The organism is Yersinia sp. 2541 StPb PI (assembly GCF_052217145.1).
Classification (GTDB): domain Bacteria; phylum Pseudomonadota; class Gammaproteobacteria; order Enterobacterales; family Enterobacteriaceae; genus Yersinia; species Yersinia enterocolitica_E.
This window is the reverse complement of the sequence record NZ_JAZGQB010000001.1, coordinates 2,860,720-2,874,794: the sequence shown is the minus strand read 5'-3', so window position 1 is coordinate 2,874,794 and position 14,075 is coordinate 2,860,720. Positions and strand designations below refer to the sequence as shown.

Below are 14,075 nucleotides of genomic sequence, written 5' to 3'. Positions count from 1 at the left end.
GCTATCGATACGTAAAGGTGGCCAGAACGGTACCGTTAATGGTTCCTGGCATAACCCCCCCGCGAGCAGAATATGTTCGCGTTTTTAAGCTAAAAACCGCCTCTTTACTGGTTGCATTTACTGACACATTGGTTACTTTCCCAGGCCCCAAATTAGTCCCGACACTGTCAGTTAGCTCAATAGAAAGATTGGTGGCCGTACCGGCATTTTTGTAACGGGCCGCGTCTTGTGTATCAGCAGTGCCAGAAAACGCCGCATCTACTTTGGTGGTCGAAACAGGGCAATTGATCAGTGTAATCGTAAAAGTTTTCCATGGGCTTGCAGCTCCCGCAGCACTTAAATCCGTGGCTTGAATATCATCTAGTTTAATATTCATCGCCGAGTTAGCTGCATTAACTGTGCAAGGAGATGCTATAACATTGCCAGTAATATTAATCGTGCTAGTATCTGCCGCCATGACTATTGGGGCCGCAAGGAAACCGAAAACTGCCAGTATATATTTTGGGGTTGATAACATTATTTTACTCTCACAAAAATAGTTAATAGATAGCATTTAAATTATTGATACGTAATACTCAGGGTGGCCGTGGCATTTGCAGTGCCCGGAGAAATACTGGTCAGTGTCTGGTAATAACGCGCTTTAAACGGAAATGTTTCTATCCCTCCAGCGGATTCTTTTAATAACAACTTGCTGCCAATATTAAGTGGCGTATTGTTATACAAAATTTGTGCACCAATCCCTTTTGCCACCCCCGCGCTTCCTGCCCCGGTCAATGCCAGCACACTGGTATTGACCGTGTCTGCGTTTTGTGTGCCGGCCAGTGCAACGTTCACTTTGGTACCCGCAGCACAGTTCAGCCCCAGATTAAATTCCTTATCACCCTTGGTGGTACCGACTCCGGTAAAATCAGCCGCGTATACATTCCCCAACGAGACACTTATTGTCGGTGTTGTGAGCGAGCAGGCTAATACCGTCACATTCATCCCTATAATACTGACGGGAACTTCGGGTTGAGCCCAACTTCCTACATTGCCAAGAATCAGTGACCCGACTTTTTGAGTAAGAACGCCTGACGACATCGCCCCTATTTTATAAAAAGTGACTGCCGCGCCGGCCTCCGGTGTTTTAAACACGCCAGAAGTAGCAAGAAATGCGCCCTGATTCACATTGCCATCTATATTGGGTGCATACCCAATCCAGCCAGAAACAGCCAAATTTTCGGGGTTAAACCCCCCTAATTGTATCCCCAGACCGGGGATATTAGTTGCATAAATGCGCGCACCACCCGCAGTCATACCAGAAAAAGCTGTTGCTGCTTTAACAGCAAGATTTTGTCCGTCCTTGGGGTAGGTCCTCCCTTCAGGACAACTGAATAACAGCGTGGGCGGTGAAGTGAAATTCGGTGCCGCTAGCCGCGCACCGACGGGTACATCTCGCTGAACAACAAGTAGCGGCGGTGCATTGATAGTGACGCCAGCAGACTCAGTCGTACAAGCAGAGAAAGACCAGGAGTGGGTACTGTATAAAAACAACAGAGCTCCCATCATCTTAACGGTATTCTTCATCTCTTTTGTTCCTTTATTGGCAACGGCTACGCATCATCAGGATACCGTTTGACGTCGTATCCTGAGTCCGGTGTTTCGGCAATTGATAATCAACCACACATTGGCTATCGCTATTTTTACCCCATTGCACCAGCAGTTTGCCGCTATTTGCCATCCCGGTTAGATAAACCTGTCCCTCATCACCAACGATAAATCCATTCTCTGATGTAGTTGACGCATCGCTGACTGTGGCACCGAAAGGCACCGGCTGACCATTGCTGCGCTGCAGTGTCATCATCACTCGCTGGCCAATTTTGGTTTGATAATTAGCCACTACCACCGCCCCGCGTGTTGGGATCACCGTTTGACTGGTTAACTCCAATTCAACATCATCAGGCAGTGAGCCTGTATCCAGACTGACAGGATTACTGCGATACGGACTGGTATAAGGCACTACCGCATAACCGCGGGCATCGGTTCTAATTCCGCGATTGTTATTGACAGCCACTCCCTCTGCGCCGGGGGCTTTCACCAACACGACCGTTTCACCCAGTGACTGGGAAAGAGTGACCCCACCCGAGTGAAAAACCACACCACCTTGCACACCATAGTTGATGCGATTCTGACTTTTGTCATAACTGTAGCCGCCATTAATTTGGCCACTACTACCGTCATAACTGGCCGTCACGTTACCATTGCTCCCATCACCTTGCGTGGTATACCCCTGGTTAACACCCCAGCTAAGATTGTTATTTTCCAACGAGGTACCACTCACCCCAACGTTATGTGTAGTACGACCGCCTTTGGTGCTACTCATGCTGTAATTTGCCCATGAGTTACTCATCCAGCGGTCAAGCGGAATACTGACATTAAGCGCAACGACCTGATCAGTCGTTTCGCTGCGGGTCCCATTACTGCTGGCGGCATTTTTATTACGGTTATAATTGATGCCATAGCTAATACCTTGCCAACTGTTGCTATACCCCACACTCATTGATTGTGTTTTCTGACCGTTGTCCCAGTAACCTTCATCAATGAGACTTACTGACAAAGAACCGGCAGATTGCCCCAGATTTTGACTCACAACGACCTCAGCACGGCTACGTTTATGTTGCTGGTTCGGTTGGTTATTATTGCTGTTAAACGTGTCCAGTGTTTCCTGCAAGGTATAAAAACCCTGTGTGGAGTAACGGTAACCGGCCAGACTGAAGTTGGTCCCTGTCTCAACAAAGCTTTTACCGTAACGAAAGCGCCATGACTGGCCACTGCTGTTACTCTCATCGGAGAAAGTCGCTTGCGCCTCGGTAATATCCAGTGAAATTGCTCCAATACGGCCCATATTTTTACCGAAACCGCCAGAGACTGCCTGATAATTCTCTGCGCCTTGAATACCGCCGTATACCGTCAACCCCCAGGGCAACCCGTAAATAGCGGTTCCTTGTGCAAATGTCGTTTTATCTACACTGCGGTCAGAAGAGCGATAGTTGCCGCCAGTTAGGCTGTACTTCAATGCCCCCTCACGCTGTAATACCGGGACTGACGCAAAAGGCACCACAAAATTCTGTTCACTGCCATCGGCTTCAGTGACCGTTACCGCCAAATCACCGCTACCAGACGTAGAGTACAAATCATTGATTTCAAATGCCCCAGGTGAAACATAACTCTGATAAATAACAAAGCCGTTTTGGCGTACAGTTATCTGAGCATTACTCTTAGCAATCCCACGAACTACCGGTGAATACCCTTTCATGCTGTCCGGCAACATCTCCTCATCCGAAGTCAACTGACCACCGCGAAATGGCACACTGTCAAAAACATCACTGGGAGAACTACTGTCACCCAATGTGAGCTGGCTGCGCAGGGCAATAATGTTACGCTGCAAATAGGTATTGATTGAATTCCACTCATTGGTTCCGGCAGTGTCACGGTTCCAAGTTGAATAATTACGCAGTCGCCATGGGCCGACATTCACCCCGCTGCGCAAATTCAGAAAGTAACTGTTGTTGTTACTCCCCTCATGGCTTACTCGAGAGTTAGAACCGCTAAAGCTGTAGTTGGCCAGCAACGCAGTAATCCCCTGGTCCCACTGTGTTGGCGAGACATATCCACGAACCTGTCTGGTCAGCGCCGCCTGCGGAATGCTCAGGTTGAGCTGTTGTTGGTCAAAGCGAAACTCTGTCGAAGCTTGAGGAATAGCGGTGGACAGGTCCACGCACCCTTCATTTGCCAGCCCTGGAAATGCACTGACTTTGACACCTAGCTGCGCCAACTCATCGATTGTCAGACAAGGCTGCAGGCTTTCCTTCGCGGTGGTGTCATTTACTAGGGCAAACTCCAGTTCGCGAGTATCGATGAATTCGTTATTCAACAGGACATCAACGCGATATACTCCTGGGGCCTGTGCATTATTTCGCTCAAATACAGATAAATCGGCACCGGCTTGGGATGGATTATCCAGCTCAAGTAACGCTGGGTTAAAATAATCTTCTGCTCGTACACTACTAATATCTGTCATCAGTAAGCCCAACTGACACAAAATGAAATAGCTTAACCGCGTCAAATGAATATTATGTTTTATTTTTTTAATAGGGTCTTTACCCAGCCCATTTTTCATTTCTATTACCCAAAGTATTGACGCGGCAGGGTTGTTAACTTACAACCGATTCGATTTATAGTGAGGCTTGATAAGCTTCACTGGTCCCGCCGTAATCATTAATAATCTTCCAACTGACGCTGCTTCCAGTCATGCCCGCAGGCAAATTGATATTCAGTGTTGAACCTGGTGCAACCATAGTGACGTTGGGAATATCTTTCCCTCCCATACTGACGGAAAAGAAGGTTATGTAATGAGCCGAGTCATTGATGGCTTTCAAGGTATTACTGCTACGCTGCCATTTAATGCCTTTTGCTGACTGCTCTACTGTTTTTTTAATGCTTTGTGGGCGATAAATCAGCTTGATACGTGTTTTGACAGCAATTTGTAGGGTGTTATCTATCTTTTCACTAGAAGGAATAGATTTAACATTCAACCAAAACAGTGATTCCTTATCTTCCGGTAAATTTCCGCCGGCCCGTACAACACGTAATACATTATCCTTGTTACTGTCCAGCCTAAATAATGGTGGAGTGATAATAAAAGGAGCCTTAGCTGCTCCTCCATCTTGAGTGTCCACCCAAGACTGGATCAGATAAGGGACTTTATCTGGGTTACTTACGCTTAATGTGGTTTCTTTTTTTTCGCCATCATAAATAAGACGAGTCCCACCGACTACAACCCCTGCAGTTGAACTAAATACCGGGGCAAATAACCCCGTAGCTAATACTATTAACCATAACTTCATGTGTGTATTTCCTGTATTCTAATTTGGATAAGAGTTAAATGAAGTATAATTATTTCAAATTCACTTACACTTTATTTAACGCTAATCTGTTTAATCTTACTTACTTTGTATAATGTTAATGATAACCATTTCAATTATTAATATTATGGGACACCCCAAAACACTAATAATATAAACTGTTGTGTTGGATGGTATACAGCAAGGTCGGCAAAAAAACCGACCTGCTTTCAACAATATTTGGCCTATTTTACAGACCAAATAACAATTACTGGTAGATAACAGTAAACTGTGCTGATGCGTTTGCAATACCGGCACCGACCGTAGTATCGAGCGATTTGTAGCGCGCAGTGAAGTCCAAGTTGGTCTCAGAACCTGCACCAGTTACCAGGGTATAAGGTGCTGATTCAGTGTATAAATTAACCACGCGTTGACTAGCATCGGACAACTCAATACCTACCCCCGTAGCCACACCAGCACCAGGTGTCAAAGCTAATACGCTGTTATCACCAGCAACACTGGTGCCATCAAACTTGATGATAGCCTTTGTTGCAGAGGCTGGGCACTCCTTCAGAACCAGTTGGAACTGGGTTGCGGAAGAGTAAGACCCAGCTCCGGCAAATGATGCGGCAGAAACCCGACCAAGGGAAACGGTCAGATTTTCTGAATTGGTATCGACAATACATGCAGAATCGGTAATTTCACCTTCGAAGTTAATCGTACCGTCAGCCGCATAAGCTGAAGACGCCAGAATGCCAGAAGCCACTAATGCAAGCGCCATTAAGTTTTTTTTCATTTTTGAATCCATAAATAGTATTTCATAAGCAAATCAACATAATTTGTATTATGTGATGGTGTGGTAAATAACCCGATAGTTGAAAGTATGCTAGCATTACCCAATACTAATAATGCCGATACTATCCAATCCACTCATTCTTTCAGAGAAGATTTTAAAAGCGGGATTGAAACAAATAAAACAATCAATATTCCACTAGGTTTTTTTGCTATCACCTTAGTGAAAATATCAAATGAAAGTCATCCCAAACAATAAAAATGTTATTCTCTATAACTATTAACCCAGAATAAGAAAGCAACATTCCATACAACCATTATGAATTAACCCAGACAATGTATATATAGGAGTGCGCGCAGTCATCCGTAGGAGCATTCTTACACGGTGCGCCACTTTTCTCTATTCAATGTACACGGCTTAAATGAGAATACACTTTTTTCACCCTCGAAAAAAATTAAGTCACTCATTACAATATTAGAAATGCCGATTTTATTTATCAAAATTATTGACATGTCATTGATATTAAATTCCATAAAACGACTACATTACTCTGTCTATATCATGTGGGTAACTAACTTAGGACACTGAGTCTTACGGAACGTCAAAGATACGGTCGTGGAGGATGCCATTGTTGTTGATTATTCAAGTTTATGCCGGTGAGCTATCAGGTTAATGCTGTTATTGGATAAGGGGCCGCATGGGTAGATGTACTTGGGTCCGCTTGGAAAACGGAATCTATGGTCACTCCCGTTTTTGCAACACTGATTTTGAAGATATCGTTGGCTTGCTTGAATCTATCCGGCGTCTGAATGAGCTTAATTGCCCGCGCCTCGATGAGTTCCGCCTCTAGAAAATATACGGCTTCAGATGAGCCTTTCCGTTTTACAGATTCCTCAACAGGCCAGTTGGCCGTTCGTATCATCAATAATCAGTATTCGCCAAACCAGATAAGTGGCTGTTTAAAATCATTATTATTGTTGACCTTACGCATGGAACGTCTGTTGTCGTGCCGTCAATGACCTGTGCTCTGGCAAGCTTGTTTGCCAGAGCACAGGTCACGACAAAATTACTTTTTCGGCACAACAGATCCCTAATCCAGTCGGCCAGCTTGCCAGACTGGTGTTCCAGTTTTTGTATAAAAACTCTGGCACACTGAACGCTGCCCAACCTCATCCTCGTTTAACTTTCGCTTCAACTGAGCTTCCAAATCTTTTATCTGCTTAATAAGATAATGATAATGCTGCTGCAATTTCAGCAATAAACAGTTGAGATAAAAAGGTAATTTGTTGTCTTCAAGGATCGTGCTTAGCCGACTGATAACCGCAGCACCTCGAGGAACACTGACGCCAAACTCCAGCAGAAAAGCATGCATTTGATTAGTCGTTTTGACCTTATCCTGCACCAGAGACTCACGAACCCGATGTAGGGCCCGCATGGCCTGTTGAGACTGCGTTTTAGGCTGAATGAAGCGCATTGATGGACATGATGCAGCCTCACAGATAGCTTCGTCATCAACGAAGTCGTTTTTGTTAGTTTTAACGAACGGACGGGCAAACTGTGGTGATATCGATTATCAAGATATCGGTATGGGCGACACAACTTTGTTCCTCATGCCGGGTTGGTGCCGTTTTCTGCCCTGTTGTCATTATAGACTGGCGTGATCATGGAAAATCATCGAGTGATGGTCAAGATTTTGACGGTGTGGATTTATTAACAGAAGCTTTGACACTGATTGAACATCTCGGCTTGACCCGGATAGTACCGGTTTCGATTGCACATGCCAGTTGGATAGCTGTTGATTTGGTGGAAAGTTTAAAGGAACGTGTACCTGCGGTGATATTCCTTGATTGGATCATGAAGCAGCCTGTGACGGAGTTTTTCACTGCAATCAAAGAGATGCAGCATGAAGATCGCTGACAATATGCATGGGATCATCTGTACGAATTTTGGTTGGCAGAAAGCGACTCATCCATTATGGTCCATCATCTTAAAACTGAGATGGCAGAATCCAGCTACCAACTGTGGCGACTTGCAGGGCAGGTGATCGCCGATGCTTATCATCATTACGGCTCGCCGCTTCAATGCCTCGAAAACTCAAAAACTCACCGAAGGCTACTCATATCTATTCCCTCGACAGAAACGACAAATACCTTGCTTTACAACAGCGTTTCGCTTTGGCGCATGATTTCTTTAAAGTTAAACGTTTGGAGAATGCCAAAACTCATCTGGCCGTTCTTGAACGGCCGCGGGATGTACTGGCGGAGATTTTGGAATCAAAATAATTATTTAGTCGTTCAATCGGAGACGGCTCTCTATACAGTTTTAATTCAGTTGCAACAAGGATGTAATGGTATGGAAAGAAAGATCAGACTCTTCAATTTATACTGGTACTATTTCCAGTAGGGGATCAGCTGAGTTGAAGAGGTAAAGCTGATTTACTTTGCTTTTTTCACTGATTCACGGAGTAGTAATGGGCTTTCAACTGCCACAGTTCTCTGATGAGACTCACCGTTGATGATATGAAGCGCGCTAAGGCGTCCGATCTCGTAATGGGGTAATTGCACCGTTGAAAGTGGTGGTAAAAAAAGGTCACCGATACCCACCATATTATCGTAGCCTACCACCGCGACATCATGGGGGATCCTTAATCCCTGTGCCAGTAGCGTCTGATAGACCATAAAGGCGATACGATCGTTACCACATATCACTGAATCGAAATGAGGTTTACCGTGGTGGATATGCACCAGCAGCATGTCGGGAATATCGCGATAATGTTCATCCCCACACTCCATGTAATAGTGATCAAGTGTATCAGGAGCCACACCCGCTTCCGTGCATGCCTGCTCCAGACCTTTACGGCGTCTGACGGTAGCAAGTTGATTTGCAGGTAAATGTAAGCAGAGTGGGTGACGGTAACCTGCGGATAAAAGAGCATGCACCGCAGAATATTGTCCTTGTTCATCATTCGGAATATAGCTCGCTACCTGCTGATGTAAGCTTTCGCAGTTAGCCAGTACGCAGGGGAGGCTTAACAACTTGTCGGGTAGTGGCACCTGCCGCAATCCCATAGTTGTATAGATAATGCCATCCGGTCGATGCGAGAGAAGCAAATCGACTATATTTTCCGGGCTGTCATCGGAAAACATGTTAACCACAAAGCTGTTCCAGCCATGCGCACGTGCAGTTTCTTCGATGGAGAGTGTGATTTCCACTGAAAAGGGTGTGGTGACGGTATCAAGTGCCAACACACCGATGGTTTTTGGAATCGCGTGAGCGCCACGTATTTTTTTTGCCGATAAATCGGGTACATAATTAGTCGCGTCGATAGCGGACTGTACGCGAGACAAGGTCTCCGGCTTCAGGCGTTCCGGGGAGTTTAATGCTCTGGAAACAGTCATCAGCGATACGTTTGCCAGTTTTGCCACATCTTTCAGGGATGCCATTCTTCTTGCTCCAAACTAGTCACTACGCCACAGGCTATAAAACTAACTTGCTGATGTAAAACGATCATACGTGATTTTGAACTGCGTGTGTTGATTGCTGTGAATCAGAAAAGTTGATCATGATCTCACACCGCCAATGTTAACGTTAACTTTTGTGATTAACATCTAGAATTGCACTAAAATAGCATGAGCTTTTCTTTGTGTTAACGTTATCATTTTGGCACCACTTTCGCATGAGATTGCCATGATGAAAACCCGTCATTCTCACAGTTATCTGATACTCAGCGCTTTATTATTCTTTTTCTTTGTGACCTGGTCTGCCACAGGCTCGCTGCTCTCTATCTGGCTGCATCAGGAGGTCGGTTTGAAAGCAGGAGACACTGGGATTATTTTTTCAGTGATGTCGCTTTCCACTCTGTTTGTGCAAATTTGTTATGGTTTTATTCAGGATAAGCTCGGTCTACGTAAAAATCTGCTCTGGTTTATCACTGCATTGTTGATCTTTTCCGGTCCAGCCTATCTGCTTTTTGGCCATCTTTTGAAAATTAATGTCTTTCTCGGCAGCTTTTTTGGTGGAGTCTATATCGGTCTGACATTCAATGGCGGTATTGGTGTTCTGGAATCCTACACTGAGCGTGTCGCTCGCCAGAGCCAGTTTGAATTCGGAAAAGCAAGAATGTGGGGATCGCTGGGTTGGGCCGTGGCGACGTTTTTCGCCGGGCTACTGTTTAATATTAACCCGAAATTAAACTTCGTAGTCGCCAGTTGCTCCGGTCTGGTCTTCTTTATACTTTTGATGCGGTTGCGCGTCTCTTCGGCACCACACGCAATGCAGGAGGCCGTGTCAGGCGGAAAAGTCACGCTGGAAGATGCATTACGCCTGCTGACCCTGCCGCGCTTCTGGGCTCTAGTGTTCTTTGTCGTCGGGACCTGTATTTACGGCGTCTACGATCAACAGTTCCCGGTCTACTTTTCCTCACAGTTCCCGACGCAACATGAAGGAAACGCCATGTACGGATATCTAAATTCGTTTCAAGTGTTCCTTGAGGCAGCCGGTATGTTTTGTGCTCCATGGTTGGTCAATCGAGTCGGTGCCAAAAATGGTCTGATTTTCGCCGGAATGGTGATGGCGATGCGCATGGTTGCTTCTGGGTTAGTGGAGGGTCCACTGCTTATCTCCATCACTAAGCTGTTACACGCCGTTGAACTCCCGATACTGTTAATCGCTATCTTCAAATACAACAGCCTTAACTTCGATAAACGACTCTCATCTACGCTCTATCTGGTGGGCTTTGCCTGTACGAGCTCAGTGATAGCCACCGTGTTGTCACCCCTCGCAGGTTACAGTTACGAAAAATATGGATTTGCTCAGTCCTATCTGGTTATGGGGCTGATGGTGTTCTGTATCACCTTTATATCCATCTTCTTGTTGCGCTCCAGTAAACCCTCCAGGGATCCGCAAATGCCGCAACTTTCCACTATCTGAATGAAAAGAGTGAAGACTATGACGTACTCAATTGCTAACGCTGAACAGGAGCTTCAGGCTAAACACCAGGTGCTAAACCTGCGCTGGTACCCGCGCTATCACCTGGCCGCAAAGGCTGGCTGGATTAATGATCCTAATGGCTTGATCTGGTTTGATGGTTGGTATCACGCTTTTTACCAGCATCATCCCTATTCCACCCAATGGGGACCGATGCACTGGGGACATGCGCGGAGCAAAGATTTGCTTCATTGGGAGCACTTACCCGTTGCACTGGCCCCGGAAGGACCGGAAGACAAAGACGGTTGTTTTTCTGGTTCGGCGGTGGTTGATGGCGATACCCTGGCGCTTATTTACACCGGGCACAAATTTCACGGCGACGCCAGCAATGAAGAGAACCTTTATCAGGTGCAGTGCCTGGCAACCAGCCGCGATGGTATTCACTTCAAGCGTGAGGGGATCATTGTGGATACTCCTCCAGGTTTGCATCACTTCCGCGACCCTAAGGTCTGGCGCGAAGAGGATAGCTGGTACATGGTCGTCGGTACGCGCGTTGGCGATACTGGGCAAGTACGGTTATATCGCTCAGCCGATCTGCGCCAATGGCAGGAAGAAGGGATCCTGGATGAGGCGGAAACCGGTATGGGCTTTATGTGGGAGTGCCCCGACTTCTTTCTCCTCAATGGTAAACGCGTCTTGATGTTTTCTCCACAGGGGATAGCCGCGCAGGGTTTTGAGAACCGCAACCTGTTCCAGAGCGGCTATCTGGTGGGTGACTGGCAGCCCGGACAGCCGTTTGTCCGCGTAGGAGAATTTGTCGAAATGGATCACGGACACGACTTCTATGCCCCGCAGAGCTTCCTCACGCCGGATGGCCGCCGCATCGTCATTGGCTGGCTGGATATGTGGGAGTCGCCGCTACCGGAACAACAGGACGGCTGGGCCGGGATGTTGTCTCTGCCGCGTGAACTGAGTCTTGATGAGAACAATCACCTGCAGATGCGGCCCGCGAAAGAGGTAGAAGCTCTGCGCCAGGCTTGGTTCCCGTGGCCTGTCAGCACCTTGAAAAACCAGCAGATCCTGACGGCGAACAAGGGGGAGGCCATGGAGGTTGTGCTTCACTGGGATTGCGCGAACTGTGATGCTGAACAGTATGGCCTAAGCCTTGGTGAAGGTCTGCGCGTCTATGCGGACACCCAAATGCAGCGTTTGGTGCTTGAGCGCTACTATCCTCAGCACGGATTATGTGGCACGCGCAGCGTACCGCTGGTGGCCGGAACTGCTCTTGCTTTGCGTTTATATATCGATAGCTCCTCGGTAGAAGTATTTGTTAATGATGGCGAGGCATGCCTCAGCAGCCGAATTTATCCTGATGCCGATCGACGTGAGTTAAGTTTATTTGCCTGGAATGGAACGGCGATATTATGCGATGCCGGAGCCTGGCAACTGGAATAAGCAATATTTAGCACCGTTAATAACCCGCCTTCGACGATAGGCGGGTTATTACTGCGTTTATTTTTGGACTGTACGGACCTCCACTTCCAGCAGACCTTTTTTCTCGATGCCTTTCAGTAGGTCGATAAAGTGACGGGCTTTGGGGGCGAATTCGTTGAGTCTTACCGAGCCAATTACTCTCATACCCTCGAAGCTGGCAACAACGCTTATATGGCCGATGCCCTGACATACCCTGGGCCGGATTATAAAAATATACAGGGGAAACTCCTGATGGTGACCGGCGTGAAAGACACACTAATCCAATCAAACGATGATTTTTATAAAAAAGCAAAGCAAGCCGGTGTGGATGTGACGTATTGGCGCATCGAAGACATGGACCATTACATCAGAAACAGGCCTGAGATGATCAAGCGTTCATTTTAATGGCTGAAACAACAACTGGAACCTGACAATTCGCAATAAGCGGCCTGCTGCAGCGCACTGTTGTATGAAAACATCATAGCGGTTCAACCTTCCTGAAGAGGGAGAAGATGGCCAGCCATGAAGTCTACAAAAACTCTGAGTTTAGAGCAGAACGTGCGATCGAATTCTCTGACTAACCATATAAAAGAATGGAGGGAAATTTGGCTGTGTCGCTTAACTGCCCGTGGTGCTATCGCAGCCCCAAAAACCCATCACTTAGGGCCGAATGCTGTAGACATTTCCTGTTACCCAGGTCCCCACCAATAAATCAGCGTTACGTCCTCGACCCAGAGCGACCGCACTCCCAGATAAATCATTGACCACGATAGTCGAGTGACCATCAAACGTTACCCTCCGAACTACGTTAGCACCGTTGTCAATTACGAACACAGCATCTTTGCCATCAGACAAAATACCTACGCCTGGACGATTGAAACTGGCCCCCATCTCCTGATGTTTCCCATCAGGCGAGATCCGAGTCACTCGCCCGCCATACTGAGACGCCACCAGGCTACCATCTTCCATTTCCACGACGCCGACTGGCAGCGAAAGTGAACGAGCCACGATCTCAGCTTGTCCGGTTGAGACATCAATAGAGAGTATTTCCCCAGAACTTCGGTTCGCGACAAGCAACCGCCCGTTGCGTCCAAAAGCGATCCCAGTAGGTGTAGCCAAGTTCTCGGCAATTCGACGACTCTTCCCATCGGCAGCGATGTGTAGGATGTAATGGCCTGAATACGAGCTCACATAGAGTCCTCCGGCGCTATCCAGCGCCAAGCCGGAGGCCGCAGGAATGTTGCGCGCTAAGATGGTACGTCTTCCATCTGCACTGATGCGCGTTACAGTATCGGCACTCCAGTCCGATACGTAGGTCATACCGTCTTGTGCGGTTACGATAGCAGTGGGTGACTGGAACCCTGTGAATAGGGGTTCTCCGGCATGCACTGGGTTCATCAATAAACACAGGAGTGAAGCAGCCATGGTTCTGTTAGTAAGTATTGATTTTGTGAATTTATGCATTTGTAACTTTACGCCGCAATGAGTGAATCTAAAACGTGGTGCCTGCACACTACGCTGTCCAACATCAATATATCTTTTGATCACTTTTGGTGTGCTATAGACCAACTCGGTGAAGCTGCCATAATGAGTATCAGCCGCATAGATCAGAAGAGCTTCTTTCCTGCAAGAAGACTTCTTTAGCGGCAAGCAGGCCGTTGATTGCAGCAGGAAAGCCAGCATAAACCGCCATCTGCATGATAACTTCGATGATCTCTTGCCGAGAGCAGCCAACATTGCGAGCGCCATAGATATGCACCTTGAGTTGTGGAGATGCGTTCCCCATCGCTGTGAGGGATGCTACAACGGCAAGTTCTCGAGTTTTGAGGTCGAGTCCCGGTCTTGAATAGATGTCACCAAACGGAAACTCAATGAGTAGCCGAGCAAAATCGGGGGCGATATCTTCCAGACTTTCTATGACGTTCTCACCCGCTTTTCCATCAATCTCTTTGAGCTTCTCCCAGCCTCTGACATAGCGTTCGTTGTTCATCATCACTCCT

At 47.0% G+C, this 14,075-nt stretch carries 13 protein-coding genes and 2 pseudogenes; 5 read left to right on the top strand and 10 right to left on the bottom strand.

Annotation, left to right across the window (positions count from 1 at the left end; genetic code table 11):
- Nucleotide 1: 1 nt before the first annotated feature.
- The 6 genes and pseudogenes from V1953_RS12990 to V1953_RS12965 all read right to left on the bottom strand — a co-directional run.
- Nucleotides 2-517, bottom strand: coding sequence for a fimbrial protein (locus V1953_RS12990; protein WP_442851017.1), 516 nt, complete (start codon nt 515-517; stop codon nt 2-4).
- A 41-nt stretch (nt 518-558) separates the two neighbouring features.
- The gene (locus V1953_RS12985; RefSeq protein ID WP_442851016.1) at nt 559-1,566 is read right to left on the bottom strand and encodes a fimbrial protein; all 1,008 of its coding nucleotides are present in this window, start codon (nt 1,564-1,566) and stop codon (nt 559-561) included.
- Nucleotides 1,567-1,579: 13 nt separating this feature from the next.
- Nucleotides 1,580-4,159, bottom strand: a complete 2,580-nt coding sequence (locus tag V1953_RS12980; protein WP_442851015.1) for a fimbria/pilus outer membrane usher protein — start codon at nt 4,157-4,159, stop codon at nt 1,580-1,582.
- Between the two features lie 55 nt (nt 4,160-4,214).
- Complete coding sequence (locus V1953_RS12975) at nt 4,215-4,886, bottom strand: fimbrial biogenesis chaperone (RefSeq protein WP_442851014.1); 672 nt, start codon at nt 4,884-4,886, stop codon at nt 4,215-4,217.
- Nucleotides 4,887-5,151: 265 nt separating this feature from the next.
- On the bottom strand, nt 5,152-5,679 hold the full coding sequence (locus V1953_RS12970; protein WP_442851013.1) for a fimbrial protein: 528 nt from the start codon (nt 5,677-5,679) through the stop codon (nt 5,152-5,154).
- 980 nt (nt 5,680-6,659) lie between these two features.
- A pseudogene (locus V1953_RS12965) lies at nt 6,660-7,243 on the bottom strand (IS110 family transposase); the annotation flags it as partial.
- 134 nt (nt 7,244-7,377) lie between these two features.
- On the opposite strand from V1953_RS12965, the gene V1953_RS12960 reads away from it, so the two are divergent.
- Together V1953_RS12960 and V1953_RS12955 are read left to right on the top strand one after the other, a co-directional pair.
- Nucleotides 7,378-7,593, top strand: coding sequence for a hypothetical protein (locus tag V1953_RS12960; protein WP_442851012.1), 216 nt, complete (start codon nt 7,378-7,380; stop codon nt 7,591-7,593).
- Between the two features lie 164 nt (nt 7,594-7,757).
- Nucleotides 7,758-7,958: a hypothetical protein gene (locus tag V1953_RS12955; RefSeq protein WP_442851011.1), complete on the top strand. Its 201-nt coding sequence runs from the start codon at nt 7,758-7,760 to the stop codon at nt 7,956-7,958.
- Between the two features lie 153 nt (nt 7,959-8,111).
- On the opposite strand, the gene V1953_RS12950 is transcribed toward V1953_RS12955, so the two are convergent.
- Nucleotides 8,112-9,119, bottom strand: coding sequence for a LacI family DNA-binding transcriptional regulator (locus V1953_RS12950; protein WP_442851010.1), 1,008 nt, complete (start codon nt 9,117-9,119; stop codon nt 8,112-8,114).
- A gap of 244 nt (nt 9,120-9,363) precedes the next feature.
- Between V1953_RS12950 and V1953_RS12945 the strand changes: the two genes are divergently transcribed.
- Both V1953_RS12945 and V1953_RS12940 read left to right on the top strand, forming a co-directional pair.
- Nucleotides 9,364-10,605, top strand: a complete 1,242-nt coding sequence (locus tag V1953_RS12945; RefSeq protein ID WP_442851009.1) for an MFS transporter — start codon at nt 9,364-9,366, stop codon at nt 10,603-10,605.
- 18 nt (nt 10,606-10,623) lie between these two features.
- A complete protein-coding gene (locus V1953_RS12940) occupies nt 10,624-12,057 on the top strand; it encodes a glycoside hydrolase family 32 protein (protein WP_442851008.1) in 1,434 nt (477 codons plus the stop codon).
- A 63-nt stretch (nt 12,058-12,120) separates the two neighbouring features.
- Here V1953_RS12940 and V1953_RS12935 read toward each other — a convergent pair.
- A pseudogene (locus V1953_RS12935) lies at nt 12,121-12,192 on the bottom strand (hypothetical protein); the annotation flags it as partial.
- Between V1953_RS12935 and V1953_RS12930 the strand changes: the two are divergent.
- Nucleotides 12,187-12,480 carry a hypothetical protein gene (locus V1953_RS12930; RefSeq protein WP_442851347.1) on the top strand — a complete coding sequence of 98 codons (294 nt, stop codon included), beginning with the start codon at nt 12,187-12,189 and terminating at the stop codon, nt 12,478-12,480. The pseudogene V1953_RS12935 and the gene V1953_RS12930 sit on opposite strands and share 6 nt — an antisense overlap.
- 255 nt (nt 12,481-12,735) lie before the next feature.
- On the opposite strand, the gene V1953_RS12925 is transcribed toward V1953_RS12930, so the two are convergent.
- Both V1953_RS12925 and V1953_RS12920 read right to left on the bottom strand, forming a co-directional pair.
- Nucleotides 12,736-13,473, bottom strand: coding sequence for a Vgb family protein (locus tag V1953_RS12925; RefSeq protein ID WP_442851322.1), 738 nt, complete (start codon nt 13,471-13,473; stop codon nt 12,736-12,738).
- A gap of 196 nt (nt 13,474-13,669) precedes the next feature.
- The gene (locus V1953_RS12920; protein WP_372559876.1) at nt 13,670-14,065 is read right to left on the bottom strand and encodes a carboxymuconolactone decarboxylase family protein; all 396 of its coding nucleotides are present in this window, start codon (nt 14,063-14,065) and stop codon (nt 13,670-13,672) included.
- Between the last annotated feature and the right edge of the window lie 10 nt (nt 14,066-14,075).

Excerpts from the sequence above, each read along its gene's own strand:
- V1953_RS12990 (WP_442851017.1), bottom strand. The coding sequence starts at position 517 with ATGTTATCAACCCCAAAATATATACTGGCAGTTTTCGGTTTCCTTGCG.
- V1953_RS12985 (WP_442851016.1), bottom strand. The coding sequence starts at position 1,566 with ATGAAGAATACCGTTAAGATGATGGGAGCTCTGTTGTTTTTATACAGT.
- V1953_RS12980 (WP_442851015.1), bottom strand. The coding sequence starts at position 4,159 with ATGAAAAATGGGCTGGGTAAAGACCCTATTAAAAAAATAAAACATAAT.
- V1953_RS12975 (WP_442851014.1), bottom strand. The coding sequence starts at position 4,886 with ATGAAGTTATGGTTAATAGTATTAGCTACGGGGTTATTTGCCCCGGTA.
- V1953_RS12970 (WP_442851013.1), bottom strand. The coding sequence starts at position 5,679 with ATGAAAAAAAACTTAATGGCGCTTGCATTAGTGGCTTCTGGCATTCTG.
- V1953_RS12955 (WP_442851011.1), top strand. The coding sequence starts at position 7,758 with ATGCCTCGAAAACTCAAAAACTCACCGAAGGCTACTCATATCTATTCC.
- V1953_RS12950 (WP_442851010.1), bottom strand. The coding sequence starts at position 9,119 with ATGGCATCCCTGAAAGATGTGGCAAAACTGGCAAACGTATCGCTGATG.
- V1953_RS12945 (WP_442851009.1), top strand. The coding sequence starts at position 9,364 with ATGATGAAAACCCGTCATTCTCACAGTTATCTGATACTCAGCGCTTTA.
- V1953_RS12940 (WP_442851008.1), top strand. The coding sequence starts at position 10,624 with ATGACGTACTCAATTGCTAACGCTGAACAGGAGCTTCAGGCTAAACAC.
- V1953_RS12925 (WP_442851322.1), bottom strand. The coding sequence starts at position 13,473 with ATGAACCCAGTGCATGCCGGAGAACCCCTATTCACAGGGTTCCAGTCA.
- V1953_RS12920 (WP_372559876.1), bottom strand. The coding sequence starts at position 14,065 with ATGAACAACGAACGCTATGTCAGAGGCTGGGAGAAGCTCAAAGAGATT.